General features: G+C 70.9%; 15 protein-coding genes. All 15 read left to right on the top strand.

What is annotated here, in order from left to right:
• The first annotated feature begins 10 nt into the window (after positions 1–10).
• The 15 genes from opgC (at position 11) to D1793_RS10565 (ending at position 15,347) form a co-directional block, all read left to right on the top strand.
• The gene (opgC, locus tag D1793_RS10635) at positions 11–1,144 is read left to right on the top strand and encodes an OpgC domain-containing protein (protein WP_119022141.1); all 1,134 of its coding nucleotides are present in this window, start codon (positions 11–13) and stop codon (positions 1,142–1,144) included.
• On the top strand, positions 1,141–2,202 hold the full coding sequence (locus D1793_RS10630; RefSeq protein ID WP_119022139.1) for a serine hydrolase: 1,062 nt from the start codon (positions 1,141–1,143) through the stop codon (positions 2,200–2,202). The genes opgC and D1793_RS10630 overlap by 4 nt, the downstream gene beginning before the upstream one ends.
• A gap of 149 nt (positions 2,203–2,351) precedes the next feature.
• Positions 2,352–3,338: a zinc ABC transporter substrate-binding protein gene (locus D1793_RS10625; RefSeq protein ID WP_205527538.1), complete on the top strand. Its 987-nt coding sequence runs from the start codon at positions 2,352–2,354 to the stop codon at positions 3,336–3,338.
• Complete coding sequence (locus tag D1793_RS10620) at positions 3,338–4,135, top strand: metal ABC transporter ATP-binding protein (protein ID WP_119022138.1); 798 nt, start codon at positions 3,338–3,340, stop codon at positions 4,133–4,135. Before D1793_RS10625 ends, D1793_RS10620 begins: the two co-directional genes overlap by 1 nt.
• Positions 4,135–5,343: a metal ABC transporter permease gene (locus tag D1793_RS10615; RefSeq protein WP_119022137.1), complete on the top strand. Its 1,209-nt coding sequence runs from the start codon at positions 4,135–4,137 to the stop codon at positions 5,341–5,343. Before D1793_RS10620 ends, D1793_RS10615 begins: the two co-directional genes overlap by 1 nt.
• The gene (locus tag D1793_RS10610; RefSeq protein WP_119022136.1) at positions 5,340–6,260 is read left to right on the top strand and encodes a metal ABC transporter permease; all 921 of its coding nucleotides are present in this window, start codon (positions 5,340–5,342) and stop codon (positions 6,258–6,260) included. Before D1793_RS10615 ends, D1793_RS10610 begins: the two co-directional genes overlap by 4 nt.
• Before the next feature lie 119 nt (positions 6,261–6,379).
• Positions 6,380–6,958, top strand: coding sequence for a TetR/AcrR family transcriptional regulator (locus D1793_RS10605; RefSeq protein ID WP_119022135.1), 579 nt, complete (start codon positions 6,380–6,382; stop codon positions 6,956–6,958).
• Positions 6,959–7,101: 143 nt separating this feature from the next.
• Positions 7,102–7,764 carry a DUF1326 domain-containing protein gene (locus D1793_RS10600; RefSeq protein WP_119022134.1) on the top strand — a complete coding sequence of 221 codons (663 nt, stop codon included), beginning with the start codon at positions 7,102–7,104 and terminating at the stop codon, positions 7,762–7,764.
• Positions 7,761–8,579, top strand: coding sequence for a DUF2182 domain-containing protein (locus D1793_RS10595; protein ID WP_119022133.1), 819 nt, complete (start codon positions 7,761–7,763; stop codon positions 8,577–8,579). Before D1793_RS10600 ends, D1793_RS10595 begins: the two co-directional genes overlap by 4 nt.
• A 131-nt stretch (positions 8,580–8,710) precedes the next feature.
• On the top strand, positions 8,711–9,949 hold the full coding sequence (locus tag D1793_RS10590) for an RNA polymerase sigma factor (RefSeq protein WP_119022132.1): 1,239 nt from the start codon (positions 8,711–8,713) through the stop codon (positions 9,947–9,949).
• Positions 9,950–10,039: 90 nt separating this feature from the next.
• Positions 10,040–10,885 carry a YciI family protein gene (locus tag D1793_RS10585; protein ID WP_119022131.1) on the top strand — a complete coding sequence of 282 codons (846 nt, stop codon included), beginning with the start codon at positions 10,040–10,042 and terminating at the stop codon, positions 10,883–10,885.
• Positions 10,882–11,292, top strand: coding sequence for a YciI family protein (locus tag D1793_RS10580; protein ID WP_119022130.1), 411 nt, complete (start codon positions 10,882–10,884; stop codon positions 11,290–11,292). The genes D1793_RS10585 and D1793_RS10580 overlap by 4 nt, the downstream gene beginning before the upstream one ends.
• On the top strand, positions 11,289–11,642 hold the full coding sequence (locus D1793_RS10575; RefSeq protein WP_119022129.1) for a DUF1428 domain-containing protein: 354 nt from the start codon (positions 11,289–11,291) through the stop codon (positions 11,640–11,642). Before D1793_RS10580 ends, D1793_RS10575 begins: the two co-directional genes overlap by 4 nt.
• A 139-nt stretch (positions 11,643–11,781) precedes the next feature.
• Positions 11,782–13,419, top strand: a complete 1,638-nt coding sequence (locus tag D1793_RS10570) for an MBL fold metallo-hydrolase (protein ID WP_119022128.1) — start codon at positions 11,782–11,784, stop codon at positions 13,417–13,419.
• Between the two features lie 305 nt (positions 13,420–13,724).
• Positions 13,725–15,347, top strand: a complete 1,623-nt coding sequence (locus D1793_RS10565) for an SLC13 family permease (RefSeq protein WP_240407652.1) — start codon at positions 13,725–13,727, stop codon at positions 15,345–15,347.
• Positions 15,348–15,368: the final 21 nt, after the last annotated feature.

The following is a 15,368-nucleotide window of genomic DNA, read 5'->3' as shown; positions in this document are numbered from 1 at the left end:
AGAGCGACTGATGCAAGGGAAGGCCATCCAACAGCGGCTCGTCGAGCGCCCGGTGCTACCGCGCCCCGAGGGGCGCATCGAGGCGATCGACCTGGCCCGGGGCATTGCCATCGCGTTGATGATCATAAGCCACGCGGTGAGCGGGCTCTTCGGCATTCGCCAGCTGCCCGACTGGGGCCTGGTGCCGGTCCACCTGATCACCAAGTTCTCCTCGTCGCTGTTCATCGTGGTGTTCGGCATCGCCTTGGCAGTGGCCTTCCTGCCGCGGATGGGCGAGGCGGCCTGGCAGGCGCGTCGCCTGCGCCTGATGCTGCGCGGCCTGGAGGTGTTCTTCTGGTACAAGGTGCTCACCGTGGTGGAGATGATGGCCATCTTCCCGCGGGAGGACATCCTCGACGCGCTGCTCTACCAGCGCTTCCCGATCTGGGTCGAGATCCTCGGCTTCTACGCCATCGCCTTGCTCTGGCTGCCCTGGGTGCTGCCCCTCTGGAGCCGCCTGCCGCTCTGGTCGCGGCTGCTGCTGCCGGTGGCCATCGCCCTGGCCGCGGGCTGGCTGGAGCGTCACGCCAGCTTCTGGGGCATCGAGCCGCTCAAGGCGATCCTGGTGGAGGACGCCAACCACTACACCTGGGGCCAGCTCTCGCGGCTGCCGCTGGTGCTACTGGGCCTGTTGATCGGCGAGGCGCTGCTGCGCGGCTACTGGACGCCCCGGCGTGCCCGGGTGCTGCTGACCATCGCCGGCGCCGGGGCGCTGATGCTGCTCGCCTTCTTCGCCCTGGCCCTAGGCACGGCGGAGGCCACGCTCGACGATGCCCTGATGGCGGTGGCACGCAACGTCGGCAAGCACCCGCCGGAGCTTGCCTTCATGCTCTTCAGCCTGGGCGGGGCCCTGGTGATCCTGGCGCTCTGCCTCCAGGGCGGCGCGGCGGCGGCGCGCTGGCTGCGCCCGCTGACCCTGATCGGCGGCGACGCCCTCAAGGCCTTCATCTTCCATATCGTGGTGATCTTCGGGGTCTTCCGCTACCTGCTGGAGGCCTGGCAGGTCTACTCCTACCCCCAGGTGCTGGGCATCGGGGTGGCCCTGGTGCTGGCCACCGCCGGCTGGATCGCCCTGACCGGCTGGTTGCGGGAGAAGCGCGGATGACGTGGCTCGCCGTTGTCGCCATCTCGAGCCTGGTGATGGCCGCGCAGGCCCTGGCCGGCAGCGCCTGGGCGCCCGAGCTCGAGGCCCGGCTGGCCGCCCTGGAGGCCGAGGGGCAAGACGAGATCGGCCTGTACGTGCGCGAACTGGGGGCGAGGGACGGCTCGGTAGACCGAGGCGAGCGGTTCGGCTGGCGCGACGACGAGACCTGGTACCTGGCCTCGCTGGTCAAGGTGCCGGTGGCCGTGGAGCTGCTCGCCCGGGTTGAGGCCGGCGCGCTCTCCCTCGACGAGACGCTGGTGCTCAAGGAGCGCGACTACGTGGACGGCGCCGGGCCCATCAACTGGGCGGAGCCGGGCACGACCCTGACGCTTGGCGAGCTGTTCGAGCCGATGCTCACCGAGAGCGACAACACCGCCAGCGACCTGCTGATCCGCCGGCTGGGCCTCGCCGCGGTGAACGACCGCGCCCAGGCGCTCTCCGGGGGCGGGCTCGGCCCCATCACCCCGCTGCTGGAGGTACGCCGCGAGGCCTACGGGTATCTGCATCCCGGGGCTCGGGCGCTCACCGGGATGGACTTCATCCGGCTGCGCCAGGTCGAGGAGGATGACGCCCGCCTCGACGCCCTGGCCGAGCGGCTCGGCGTGGGGTCCGCGGCGCTGGCCCTTCCCAGCCTCGATGCCGCCTTCGACGCCTACTACGCGAGCGGGCTCAACGCCGGGCGCCTGGGCGCCTTCGGTGCGCTGCTCGCGGCCATCGGCGAAGGGCGGGCGCTGGGGCCCGCGGCCACCGCCGAGCTGCTGGCGATCATGGCGCGCACCACCAGCGGCGAGGCGCGGCTCAAGGCGGGCCTGGGGGACGATATCCGCTTCGCCCACAAGACCGGCACTCAGCATCGGCGCAGCTGCGACGCCGGCATCGCCTTTCGCGGCGAGGGAGTCGCCGAGCGGCGCTGGGTGGTGGTCGCCTGCACCCGGGGCGAGCGCGATATCGAGCACTCGGAGGCGACCCTGAGCGAGGTGGGGCGGGCGCTGCGCGAGTCGGGCCTCCTCGGTCCCTGAGGCGGGCATGCATCCTGCCTATGGGGCGGCTAGACGTGCTCGATTAGCATCCGGGGCGGTTCGCGGTACCCTAAGGGCAGTGCTGCGCCTCGTGCGCTATCCTCACCGGCCCGGCCAGGGCCGCTACCCTCTTCAGCAAGGAGCCTTACGTGACCCGACGTCGTCGCCTCATCCCTGCGCTTGCCAGTCTGCCGTTGCTGCTTGCCGGTTCCCTGACCGTGGCATCCGCAGCCAGCGCCGACGAGCGCCTGCAGCTGGTCGCTACCACCGGCATGATCGCCGATGTGCTGCGCGAGGTGGGGGGGGATCGCGTCGAGGTGCGCGGCCTGATGGGCCCCGGCGTCGACCCGCACCTCTATCGCCAGACCCGCACCGACGTGACCGCCATGACCCGTGCGGACGCGGTGTTCTGGAACGGCCTCTACCTGGAGGCCCAGCTGGAGTCCTTCCTCGAACGCCTCGGCCAGCGCCAGCCGGTGATCGCCGTGGGGGAGACGGTGCCCGCCGAGGCGCGCCTGGCCGACGAGGAGTACCCCGACCAGCCCGACCCCCACGTCTGGATGGATCCTGGCCGCTGGCGCTACGCCGTGGAGGCGATGCGCGATGCCCTGACCGAACTGGCCCCGGCGCACGCCGACGGCTTCGCCGAGCGCGCCGAGGCCTACCTCGAGGAGCTCGAGGCGCTGGACGCCTATGCTCGGGAGGTACTGGCCAGCGTGCCCGAGGAGGCGCGAGTGCTGGTCACCGCCCACGACGCCTTCGGCTACTTCGGCGATGCCTACGGCTTCGAGGTGCTCGGCATCCAGGGCTACTCCACCGAGAGCGAGGCGGGCCTGGCCCGCATCGAGTCGCTGGTGCGGATGCTGGTAGAGCGCGAGATCGGAGCGCTGTTCGTCGAGACCTCGGTGTCGGATCGCAACGTGCGCGCCCTGGTGGAAGGGGCGGCCGCCCGCGGCCATGAGGTGCGCATCGGCGGCGAACTCTACTCCGATGCCATGGGCCCCGAGGGCAGCTACGAGGGCACCTGGCTCGGCATGCTCGACCACAACGTCAGCCAGATCGCCCTGGCCCTGGGCGGCGAGGTGCCCGAGGGCGGGCGCCTGGGCCGGCTCGGCCACCTCGAGGAACGCCCCTGATGCCCGATGCGCGCCTCGGCAAGGAGGTGATCGCCAGCCCGCTCGCGATCCAGGGCCTGACCGTGAGCTATGACCATCGCCCGGTGGTGCACTCGGTGGACTTCGTCACGCCGCCGGGCAGCATGACCGCCATCATCGGCCCCAACGGGGCCGGCAAGTCGTCCCTGCTCAAGGCGGCGCTGGGCATTACCCGGCGCCTGACCGGCGAGGTGTGGGTGTTCGGCCGCCCCTTCGACCAGATGGCCCGCCATGTCGCCTATGTACCCCAACGCAACAGCGTCGACTGGGATTTCCCGGCCCGGGTGATCGACGTGGTGGCCATGGGGCTGTTCCGCGACCTGCGCTGGTGGCAGTTCGGCGGCCGCGGCCAGCGCCGCCGGGCCATGCGGGCCCTCGCCCGGGTGGGCATGGAGGCCTTCGCCGAGCGCCAGATCGGCCAGCTCTCCGGCGGCCAGCAGCAGCGGGTCTTCCTGGCCCGGGCGCTGGTCCAGGAGGCCGACCTGACCATCCTCGATGAGCCTTTCGCCGGGGTCGACGCGGCCACCGAGGCGGCCATCGTCGAGGTGCTCAAGTCGCTGCGCGACGAGGGTCGCACCCTGCTCTGCGTGCACCACGACCTGGCGACGGTGCGCGGCTACTTCGACCACGTGCTGCTGCTCAATGTCCGGCGCATCGCCGCGGGGCCGGTGGACGAGGTGTTCACCGAGGCCAACCTGCAGGCCACCTACGGCGGCCGGCTGAGCCCGGTGCAGCTGGCGCGGCTGGTGGAGCCGGCCCTGGCGGAGCGGGGGCGCTGATGGAGACCTGGTGGCGCGCGCTCACCTTCACCCTCGGCTACAACACCAGCGTGGTGACCCTGGGGGCCATGCTGCTGGCGGCGGGCGCCGGCATGGTCGGCACCTTCGTGCTGCTGCGCAAGCGGGCCCTGGTCAGCGATGCCATCAGCCATGCGACCCTGCCCGGCCTGGCGCTGGCCTTCATCCTGGTGGGGCTCGCCACCGGCGACGGCCGCTACCTGCCGGCACTGCTGCTCGGTGCCGCCGGAAGCGCAGCCATCGGGCTGTGGGCGGTGCAGGCGATCAGCGCGCGCACTCGGCTCGGCGAGGATGCCGCCATCGGCGCGGTGCTCTCGTCCTTCTTCGCCTTCGGCGTGGTGCTGATCACCGTGATCCAGTCCATGGCGGTGGCCGGCCAGGCCGGGCTCACCGGCTACCTGGTGGGCGCCACCGCCGGGATGCTCGCCTCCGAGGCCAAGCTGATCGCCGGCTCGGCCCTGGGCCTGCTGCTGGCGGTGCTGGTGCTGCGCCGGGATCTGCTGCTGGTCTGCTTCGATGCCGACTTCGCCCGCACCCAGGGACTCGATACCGGTCGCCTGGACCTCGTGCTGCTGCTGCTGATGGCGGTGGTGGTGATCGGCCTTAAGGTCACCGGGCTGATCCTGATCGTGGCCCTGACCATCATTCCGCCGGTGGCGGCGCGCTTCTGGACCGACCAGCCCATGCGCATGGTGGCCCTGGCCGCGCTGCTCGGGGCCCTGGCCGGCTATCTGGGCGTGACCGTATCCAGCGTGCGCGAGGGCCTGCCCACTGGCCCGCTGATCGTGCTCTCTGCCTTCGCGCTGTTCATGGTCTCCTTCCTCTTCTCGCCGCGCCGCGGCGTGCTTGCCTCGCTGCTGGCCTATCGCCGCCTGCGCCGCCGGGTGCACCTGCGCCAGGGGCTGCTGGCGCTGGCCCGCGAGGAGCCGATCTTCGACGATCTGACCCTGAACCTGCTGCGCCGGCGCGGCCATATCCGCCGCGACGGCGTAGCAACCCCGGCGGGGCTCGCCGCCGCCCGCGACGCCGAGCATGAGGAGCGCCTCTGGGCACTCTACCGGGCGCGCTACCCCGACGACGCCCTGCACCGTGAGCACGCCGGGCTGGTGCCGATCCACGAGGTGCTCTCGCCGGATGCGATCATGGCGCTGGAGACGCAGCTGATGGGCCGTCGGGAGGCCGCGCGATGAGCGAGTTCATGATGTTCAGCCTGGTGCCGCTCAGCGTGGCGGTGATCATCTCCATGACCTGCGCGCTGCTCGGCAACTTCCTGGTGCTGCGCCGGCAGAGCCTGATCGGCGATGCCATCAGTCACGTGGCGCTTCCCGGCATCGTGGTCAGCTTCCTGCTCACCGGGGTGCTGGCTTCCTCGGCGATGATGCTCGGTGCCGGGGTCTCGGCGCTGGTCACGGTGGGGATGATCGAGCTGATCCGCCGCCTGGGGCGGGTGGAGGCGAGTGCCGCCATGGGGGTGGTGTTCACCAGCCTGTTCGCGCTCGGGGTGCTGCTGCTGGAGTGGCACGGGGCCAGCGGCGTGCACCTCGACGTGGAGCACGCCCTCTATGGCAACTTGGAGAGCCTGATCTGGTTCGAGGGCACCGGCCTTGCCGCGCTGCTCGACCCGGTGGCCCTGGCGGATCTCCCCCCGCAGCTGGGCCGCGCCGCCTGGGTGGGGCTGCTGGTGGTCGCCATGCTGGTGGTGCTGCGCCGCCACCTGGTGCTGGGCAGCTTCGATCCGGAGTTCGCCGCCAGCGTCAACGCCCGCCCGGCGCTGGTCGACCTGCTGCTGGTGACCCTGGTGGCCATCGCCGCCATCGCCGCCTTCGAGGCGGTGGGCTCGATCATCGTCATCGCCATGTTTATCTGCCCGGCCGCCGCCGCTCGGCTGATGACCAACCGCCTGGGGCGCCAGATCGCCTGGAGCCAGCTCTTCGCGGTGCTCTCCGCGGTGCTCGGCTACCTTGTCGCCGGCCACGGTCCCGGCTGGCTGGGCCATGACCTCTCGGTCAGCGCCGCCGGCATGATCGCCAGCGTCGCGGGCCTGATCCTGCTGGCCGCCTGCCTGGCCGGTCCCCGGCGCCGACGCACCGGGGCGGCGGCGGCCTGAGGAGGCCGCCGTACCTTCCCGCTCCCTGCCTCTTCCGCGGCGACTCATCCACGAGTTTCTTGACAGCGCCTGGTAGCGTCCTATGTTGAGAGTAGACCGGTCAGTCTAGTGGAGGTGAGATGGCGACAACCCGCGAACGGCTGCTCGAGGCGGGGCTTCGTCTGCTGCTGGAGCACGGCTACAACGACCTGGGGATCCAGGTACTGCTGAAGGAGACCGGCATTCCCAAGGGCTCCTTCTACCACCACTTCGCCAGCAAGGAGGACTTCGCCCTGCAGGTCGTCGACCGCTATATGGAGGAGGTGCACCAGGGCCTGGACCTTTCCCTGGGCGACACCCGGCTCGCCCCGCTTGCGCGAGCCCGGCGCTTCTTCGAGCTGTCGCGGGAGAAGTACCGTCGGGATGGCTATATGGGCTGCATGCTGGGCGGCCTGGGGCAGGAGCTCTCCGGCGTGAATGCCACCTTTGCGGCCAGAATCGAAGCCTGTTTCGGCGAGATCAGCGGCCGTATCGCCAGCTGCCTGGAGGAAGCTCGCCATCGGGGCGAGATCCCCCAGGACGCCGACCCGCGAGAACTGGCTAATCTGCTGCTCAACTGCTGGGAAGGCGCTGCCCTGCGCAGCCGCCTGCTGCGAGATCCGGCCCCCCTCGATCGGATGCTGGATTTCACCTTCTCGGCGGCGACCCGGGCGTCATGACGAAGCGCCAGGAGGTTGCCAGGGAAACGGCCGCACGAGGCGGCCTGTGGAGCGAGAGTGCCCCGGCGTGGCCGGTGCCGTGACCGCTCACGACATCCCACCACGGCGGGGAAGTCCAACCCTGACGCTGGTGGAGGTGCGCCATGAACATCACAACAACGAACACCACAGCAACGAAGACCACGGCAGCCACTGCGGGCTATCACCTGGAAGGCACCATGCTGGAGATCTGCTCCTGCGCGGTCCCCTGTCCCTGCTTCATCGGCGAGGACCCGGATGGGGGCGAGTGCTTCGGGGTGATCGCCTTTCATCTGGAGAAGGGGGTGGCGCGCGGCGTCGATGTCGCCGGCCTGACCCTGGTCAACGTCGCCCATATCCCCGGCAATGCCCTGGCCGGCAACTGGCGCTCGGTGCTGCTGGTCGACGGCCGTGCCGACGATGAGCAGGTCGAGGCCCTGCTGGATGCCTTCGGTGGCAGTCTCGGCGGGCCGCTGGCCGACCTGGCGAGCCTGGTCGGAGAGGTGGTCGCCGTCGAGCGGGTGCCGATCCTCCACGAGGCTCGCGAGGCCGAGGGTCGCCTGGTGGCCGAGGGCATGCTGGAGGCGGAACTGGCACCGATCCAGTCCTCGCCGGACGGCACCACTGCGACCCTGCATGACAGCGCCTTCACCACGGTGAAGGGGGCCCCGGCCTATATCGGCAAGTCGCGACGCTACCGGGTGACCCTGCCCCAGCACGGCATGGAGTGGTCCTTCGACGGCCACAACACCATCCAGACCCGCTGGATGATGGAGCATGCGCCATGAGCGCCGCTTCTGGCGTGCGCCCCGTCTGGCGACATGCCTCCCTGCTGATGGGCATCATCGTGGTGGCCTGGGGCCTCGCCGTGGGTGCCGAGCTGAGCGGCCAGGCCCAGTGGGTGCACCACCACCGGCTGGTGGTCGACGGAGTGGCCCTCTGGGCCAGCCTGGCGCTCTTCCTGGTGGCCTGGCAGGTGCATATCGCGGCGATGATGCTGCCGACGGCCCTGCCCATGGTCGGGCTCTATCGACAGGTGGCGGCGGGGCAGCCCCACCCCCGGCTGGCTCGGGCCAGCTTCCTCTTCGGCTACCTGGTGGTCTGGACCGCCTTCGGCCTGGCGGCGCTTCTCGCCATGGCGCTGGTGGAGGGGCTCGGTGCCCAATGGCCCCGGTGGCATCAGCGGCCGGAGTGGCTGGCCGGTGGCGTGCTGGTGCTCGCCGGGGCCTTCCAGTTCTCCGCCCTCAAGGCGAGCTGCCTGGACAAGTGTCGGGCGCCCCGCGCCTTCCTGCTCAACCACTACCGGCGCGGCGTGGCCGGCGGCTTCGCCCTGGGGCTGCGCCACGGGGCCTTCTGCCTCGGCTGCTGCTGGGCGCTGATGCTGGTGATGTTCGTGGTGGGGATCGCCAACCTGGCCTGGATGGCCCCACTCGCTGCCCTGATGCTCTACGAGAAGGTCGCGCGCCACGGCGCGCGCCTGGTGCGCCCGGTCGGCGTGGCGCTGATCCTGCTGGGGCTGTTGATGATGGTGGAGCCGGCCTGGCTACCGGGGCTGACGCCTGACCCCGTGCCGCACGGCATCCCTCTCCATGGCGCCCACTGAGGCGCTTCTCGACCCGGCAACAGGCGAGGCGGGGCCCGCGATGGCCTCGCCTCACCACCCGGTGGCCAACGGCCAGGGTGATGCGGCTTGCCGTCTATGCTGAAGGGATGTCCAGGCAGCGGTGATTCCCCATGAGCATGGAGCAGCAGATCGAGCGGCTCTACCGGCAGCACTCTGCCAGGGTGCTGGCCACCCTGATCCGGCTGACCGGTGATTTCGACCTCGCCGAGGAGGCGATGCAGGAGGCCTTCGCCAGTGCGGTGCAGCAGTGGCCGGGGGAGGGCGTCCCCGAGCATCCCGTCGCCTGGCTGATTCGTGTCGGCCAGCGCCGCGGCGTCGACCAGATCCGACGGCGCCAGGTGATCCGCCGCCATGCCCGGGAGCAGCCTCCCCTGGAGGAGGCGTCCCTGCCGGCCGGGCTCGACGCTCTCGATGCCGTGATGATCGAGGATGACATGCTGCGCCTGCTCTTCACCTGCTGCCACCCGGCACTGGCCATGGCGGACCGGGTGGCGCTCACCCTGCGCGAGATGTGCGGCCTGACCACCGAGCAGGTGGCCGCGGCCCTGCTGGCCAGGCCCGCTACCCTGGCCCAGCGCATCGTGCGGGCCAAGCGCCGCCTGCGCGAGCTGGGCCTGCCCTACGAGGTGCCTGAGGCCGCGGCCCTGCCGGAGCGCCTGGCCGGCGTGCTGCGGGTGCTCTACCTGGTGTTCAACGAGGGCTACTCGCGCAGTGACGGCGAGGCGCTGCTCGACGTCAGCCTGGCCGAGGAGGCGATACGCACCGCCCGTGCGCTGGTCGAACTGCTGCCCCGGGGTGAGGCCTTCGGCCTGCTGGCGCTGATGCTGCTGCATGATGCCCGCCGCGACGCCCGCCAGGGCGCCGACGGCGAGCTGGTCCCCCTGGAGGAGCAGGACCGAGGTCGCTGGGACCGGGAGCGCATCGAGCAGGGCCTGGCCTGCCTGGCCCGGGCGCTGGAACTCACGCCTACCGGCCCCTACACCCTGCAGGCCTCCATCGCCGCGGTGCACGCCGAGGCGCCCAGGGCCGAAGCCACCGACTGGGGGCGCATCGTGCGGCTCTATGCGGCGCTCCAGCGCCGCCAGCCCTCGCCGGTCGTGGCCCTCAACCAGGCGGTGGCGGTGGCCATGCGCGATACCCCGGAGGCGGGCCTGCACCAGCTGGCGACGCTGGGGGATGAGGCCGCCCTGGCCGACTATCACCTCTTCCATGCCGCCCGGGCCGACCTGCTGCGCCGCGCCGGCCGGTCCGACGAGGCGTGCCTCGCCTATCGGCAGGCCCTCGCGCTGTGCGGGCAGGGAGCCGAGCGGCGCTACCTCGAACGCCGGCTGGCCGAGCTCGAATGCTGAGCAGGCGGGGGCGCAAAAAAACCTGGCGGCTGTCGATCTGCGTCGAGCCGGTGCGACTCAAGGAGGTAACCCACAGCTAAGGAGGATGTCATGCGTTACATGCTGATGCGCAAGGCCGATGCCCGGACGGAGTCGGATCCCCAGCCGGATGTGAAGGTGCTCTCCGCCATGGCCGACTATAACCAGCGGATGCTCAGGGCCGGGGTGATGGTCTCCGGGGATGGCCTGAGGCCGAGCCGCGAGGGCTGCCGCCTGATCTTTCGCGACGGCGAGCCCAGGGTGGTGGCCGGCCCCTTCGCGCCCAGTGAGGAGCTGCTGGCCGGCTACAGCGTGCTCGAGGTCGACTCCCTGGAGGAGGCGATCCGCTGGGCCAGTCAGTGGCCCCCCGAGGACAGCGACGGCAACGTCACCCTGGAGCTGCGCCGCTACTACACCCTCGAGGACTTCGCGCCGAGCGCCGGCCTCGAGCAGCATCGCGTCCAGGCGCGGCTGCCCGACGAGCTCAACCTGCACCTGACCTTCCCCGGCACCTGCCGGGAGGCGATGACCTACTACGTCGAGGTCACCGGCGGCCATCTGGAGGCGTTGATCTCCTACGGCGAGACCCCGACCGCCACGGAGGTCCCGGCGGACTGGCACGACCGCATCATCCACGCCTCGCTCAATCTGCGCGGCCGCCGGCTGATGGGGGCGGACATGCCGGGAGAGGACTACCGTGCCCACCAGGGTGCCCGGGTGCACCTGGAGTATGACGACGAGGCCCAGGCCGCCGAGGTGTTCCGGCGGCTTGCCGAGGGCGGAGAGGTCGCCATGCCCTTCGCCGAGACCTTCTGGGCGCGGCGCTTCGGCATGCTCACCGACCGCTTCGGGGTGCCCTGGATGATCGCCTGCCGGACCGGCCACTGCCTGGATCAGGAAACGGGAGGTGCGTCATGAAGTATGCCGCCCTGGTCTACTACCAGGAGAGCCTGATCGCCGCCATGACCGACCAGGAGTGGCACGACCTCAATCAGGAGTGCGTGGCCGGGGTGGAACGGCTGACCGAGCAGGGGCACTTCCTCGGCGGCCAGGCCCTGCAGCCGGTGGAGAGCGCGGTCAGCGTGCGCCTGCGCGACGGCGAGCCGCTGGTCTCCGATGGCCCCTTCGCCGAGACCAAGGAGCAGCTGGCGGGCTTCTATCTGCTCGAGGCCCGCGACCTCAACGAGGCGCTGCGCCTCGCCGGGCGCATTCCGCCGGCGCGCTTCGGCACCGTCGAGGTGCGGCCGATCCGCGAGCTGCCACCCCGTGACCCGGCACCCGAGACCGCCCCGTCGCGGCCCCCAATCGGAGGAGAGATCCCATGAACTATGTCGATGGCTTCGTCGCCGCGGTGCCCACCGCCAACCGCGAGCAGTACATCCAGCATGCCCGAGATGCTGCGGAGGTGTTCAAGGAGCACGGTGCGCTGCGCGTGGTGGAGTGCTGGGGGGATGACGTGCCCGAGGGCAAGGTCACCTCCTTCCCCCTGGCCGTGCAGTGCCGGCCGGACGAGACGGTGATCTTCTCCTGGCTGGTCTGGCCCTCCCGCGAGGTCCGCGACCAGGCGATGGCGAAGGTCATGGTAGACCCGCGCCTGCAGCCGGACGTCAACCCCATGCCCTTCGATGGCAAGCGTCTGATCTACGGCGGCTTCGAGGTGGTGGTAGACGAGTAGGGACGGCGCTGCCTCCTGCCATGGGTCGATTGGCCGGGGGCGGCCGGCGTGGTATTGCTGGGGATGCCCTCCTCACCACAAGGACCCCCGTGATGCCCCTGCTTGCTGACTTCCCGCCGGCCAACCCGGCTCCGGGCCCATGACCGCGATACGTCCCGCCGCGACCCTGGCCCTGGTGCGCGACAGCGACCGGGGGCTCGAGGTGCTGCTGCTGCAACGCACCTGGAAGGCCGCCTTCCTGCCCGGCTACTTCGTCTTTCCCGGCGGCGCCGTGGACCCCTGTGACTCGGATGTGCAGGCCTGCGCCAGCGGCCGCGATGATGCCGCCATCAGCCAGACCCTGAGCCTCGATGAGGGCGGCGCCGATTACATGATCGCCGCCCTGCGCGAGTGCCTGGAGGAGGCGGGCCTGCTGCTGGCCCTGGACGGGCAGGGGCAGCCGGTGCCGGGGGATCACCCGATCCTGACCGAAGGGCGCGAGGCGCTGCGCGGCGAGGAGGTCGGCTTCCGCGAGCTGTGCGAGCGCCACGGCCTCTCGCTGCCGCTGGACCGGCTGGCCTACGTGGGCCACTGGGTGACGCCGCCAGGGGCGCCGCGGCGCTTCGATACGCGCTTCTTCGTGGCCCTGGCGCCGCCGGGGCAGCAAGCGAGCCACGACGGCAGCGAGACCATCGCCCACGCCTGGCTGGCCCCCGCCGAGGCCCTGGCCGATCACCGCCATGGCCGGCTGGCGCTGGGCTATCCCACCCTGCGTACGCTGCGCCTGCTCGCCGAGTTCCGTGATGCCGAGGCGCTGCTGCGCCACGCCCACGCCAACCCTCCGACGCCACGCCCGAGCCGCTCCTGGCCCGCCCGCAAGGGGGGCGCCGACTGGCAGGTGGAGCCGGACGCGCCGGCCTATGCGGAGGTACGCCGCCTGGACCCGCACCGCCACGGCACGGCCCACGCCGAGATCGTGCCCGGCCGGGCGGTGGCCCTGGCCCCCGGGGTGACCCGAGTGACCGCGCCCAACCCGGGGGTGATGACCGGCCCCGGCACCAACAGCTACCTGCTGGGTGATGGCCGGGATCATGTGGTGATCGACCCCGGCCCGGCAGACCCCGAGCACCTGGAGCGGCTGCTGGCGCTGGCGGGCGGGCGCCTCTCCCGGGTGCTGGTGACCCACACCCATATCGACCACTCGCCGGGGGCGGCCTGGCTCAAGGCGCGCACTGGCGCCCGGCTGGTGGGCTTGCCGCCGCCTCCCGGCGCCAGCCAGGACGCCACCTTCGCCCCGGACCACCGGCCCCGCCACGGCGAGCGCCTCGACACGCCGGCGGGCCCCCTCAAGGTGCTGCACACCCCGGGGCACGCCTCCAACCACCTCTGCTACCTGCTGGAGCCGGCGCGGCTGCTGTTTGCGGGCGACCAGGTGATGCAGGGCTCCACGGTGGTGATCAACCCGCCGGATGGCGACATGGGCGCCTACCTGGCCGCGCTCTACGCCCTGGGCCAGGAGCCCTTCGACACCATCGCCCCGGGCCACGGCTTCCTGATCGGCGAGGCCCATGCCGCCCTCGACTTCCTGGTGACCCACCGCCTGGCCCGGGAGCACAAGGTGGCCCGTGCCCTGGCGTGCCACGGGCCGGCGAGCCTCGAGGCGCTGACCCGCCATGCCTATGACGACGTGCCGGAGGCGCGGCTCGGGGTGGCGGCGCGCTCGGCGCTGGCCCACCTGCTCAAGCTGGAGGGGGAGGGGCGCGCCCGGCGTCAGGGTGACGACTGGCTGGCGTCCTGATGCCGGCCGGCACCGATCGCTCCTGACGAGTGACGGTGTCGCGCTTGCGGGGTGTCCGGAAACTCGCATGTCCGCAGGGCGCCGTCGTGCGAATTTCCAGACGCCCACCGCTGACGGCATGTCGACAAAAGTCGAATGCCTGATGGGCAACCTTTTGAAAATATGCTGTTTTCCTTGTTGTGGTGTGGTGATTGCTGTCTTGCAGGACCTGGCGTCCCACGCGCCGTTCAGGCCGTGGCCTAAACCGCCGCCGATGTCGGGACGCCCGAACGGGCATGCAGGCAAGCAATGAGGGAAAGCACGATATGGGTGAACCAACCAACACGCCGGGACGCAACGAGTCGATGCCAGCGGAAGAGGGGGCCGGCGGGCGATCCGCCAGGCTGATATGGGGCCTGCGTGCCTTCGGGCTGCTCATGGCGCTGCTGGTCTGGCTGGCCATGGGCCAGGCCGAGGGGCTGTCGTCGGATGCGCGCTGGGTCGCGACGATCGGCACCCTGATGGCGGTCTGGTGGATGACGGAAGCGATTCCGCTGTCGGCCACGGCGCTGCTGCCGATCGTGCTGATTCCGATGCTGACGGAGCGCACCGTCGCCCAGGCGACGGCGCCCTACGCCAGCTCCATCGTCTTCCTGTTTCTCGGCGGCTTCCTGATCGCCATCGCCATGGAGAAGTGGAACCTCCACCGGCGCATCGCGCTCTTGACGCTGGCCCGAGTCGGGGTCGCGCCGCAGCGGATCGTGCTTGGCATGATGCTAGCCACCGGCTTTCTCTCGATGTGGGTCTCGAACACCGCGACGACCCTGATGATGCTGCCGATCGGCCTCTCCGTGCTGGCCCTGGTGGCGGAGCGCAGCGGCGAATCGATGGCCACACCCTCGCCCGGCCATGATCCCGCGGGCCACGAGCACGACCACCACCGGCCCGGTCACGTCGACTTCATCGACGATGAGAACATCAAGCGCTTCGGTCTCTGCCTGCTGCTGGCGATCGCCTGGTCGGCCAGCATGGGTGGCCTCGGCACCCTGCTCGGCAGCCCGCCCAATGCCATCGTCGCCGGCTACGCGGCGGATGAGCTGGGCCGTAACATCGGCTTTCTCGAGTGGATGATGCTCGGCGTACCGCTGGCCTTCACCTTCATCCTGGTGGGCTGGGTGCTGATGACCCGGGTGCTCTACCCGTTCAAGGTCGCGGAGATTCCCGGCGGCAAGGAGATGATCGACGGTGAGATCCAGAAGCTCGGTGCGCTCAGCCAGGGCGAGAAGATGGTGATGCTGGTCTTCGGTTCGGCGGCCTTCCTGTGGGTCGTGCCGGGTCTTCTGGCCAGTCTTCCGGGGGTCGGGGATCGCCTGGGCCCGCTGGGTCAGCTCAACGATACCGCCATCGCCATTGCTGCCGGCATCGCCCTGTTCGCGCTTCCCGCCCGCGGCCGGGACGAGATGGTGCTGACCTGGCAGGATGCCGAGGACGGGCTGCCCTGGGGCGTGCTGCTGCTGTTCGGCGGCGGCCTGAGCCTCGCCGGCGCGGTGGCCGGGACCGGCCTCGACAGCTGGTTCGGCGAGCAGATCACCGGACTTGGGGTGCTGCCGATCGTGCTGCTGGTCGCCGCGGTGGCCACCATCGTGCTCTTCCTCACCGAGGTGACCAGCAATACCGCCACGGCCGCGACCTTTATTCCCGTGCTCGGGGGCGTGGCGGTGGGCATCGGCGCCGATCCCATGACGCTGCTGATCCCCGCGGCCTTCGCGGCGACCTGTGCCTTCATGCTCCCGGTCGGTACGCCACCCAACGCCATCGTCTTCGGCACCGGGGCAGTCACCATCGGCCAGATGGCGCGCGGTGGCGTCATCCTCAACGTCATCGGCGTCGCCCTGATCACCTTCTTCTGCTACCTGCTGGGCGGGTTCGCCCTCGGGTTGCAGTTCTGAGCGTGACGCCGATGCCCGCCC

The sequence above is a fragment of the Halomonas sp. JS92-SW72 genome (genome assembly GCF_003547075.1).
Classification (GTDB): Bacteria; Pseudomonadota; Gammaproteobacteria; order Pseudomonadales; family Halomonadaceae; genus Halomonas; species Halomonas alkalicola.
The sequence above is the reverse complement of the archived record's forward strand: the minus strand, read 5'-3'. Positions and strand labels throughout refer to the sequence as shown.

Coding starts and splice junctions, on each gene's coding strand:
- D1793_RS10585 (WP_119022131.1), top strand. CDS start 10,040: ATGCGTTACATGCTGATGCGCAAGGCCGATGCCCGGACGGAGTCGGAT.
- D1793_RS10575 (WP_119022129.1), top strand. CDS start 11,289: ATGAACTATGTCGATGGCTTCGTCGCCGCGGTGCCCACCGCCAACCGC.
- D1793_RS10630 (WP_119022139.1), top strand. CDS start 1,141: ATGACGTGGCTCGCCGTTGTCGCCATCTCGAGCCTGGTGATGGCCGCG.
- D1793_RS10565 (WP_240407652.1), top strand. CDS start 13,725: ATGGGTGAACCAACCAACACGCCGGGACGCAACGAGTCGATGCCAGCG.
- D1793_RS10600 (WP_119022134.1), top strand. CDS start 7,102: ATGAACATCACAACAACGAACACCACAGCAACGAAGACCACGGCAGCC.
- D1793_RS10605 (WP_119022135.1), top strand. CDS start 6,380: ATGGCGACAACCCGCGAACGGCTGCTCGAGGCGGGGCTTCGTCTGCTG.
- opgC (WP_119022141.1), top strand. CDS start 11: ATGCAAGGGAAGGCCATCCAACAGCGGCTCGTCGAGCGCCCGGTGCTA.
- D1793_RS10570 (WP_119022128.1), top strand. CDS start 11,782: ATGACCGCGATACGTCCCGCCGCGACCCTGGCCCTGGTGCGCGACAGC.
- D1793_RS10620 (WP_119022138.1), top strand. CDS start 3,338: ATGCCCGATGCGCGCCTCGGCAAGGAGGTGATCGCCAGCCCGCTCGCG.
- D1793_RS10595 (WP_119022133.1), top strand. CDS start 7,761: ATGAGCGCCGCTTCTGGCGTGCGCCCCGTCTGGCGACATGCCTCCCTG.
- D1793_RS10580 (WP_119022130.1), top strand. CDS start 10,882: ATGAAGTATGCCGCCCTGGTCTACTACCAGGAGAGCCTGATCGCCGCC.
- D1793_RS10590 (WP_119022132.1), top strand. CDS start 8,711: ATGAGCATGGAGCAGCAGATCGAGCGGCTCTACCGGCAGCACTCTGCC.
- D1793_RS10615 (WP_119022137.1), top strand. CDS start 4,135: ATGGAGACCTGGTGGCGCGCGCTCACCTTCACCCTCGGCTACAACACC.
- D1793_RS10610 (WP_119022136.1), top strand. CDS start 5,340: ATGAGCGAGTTCATGATGTTCAGCCTGGTGCCGCTCAGCGTGGCGGTG.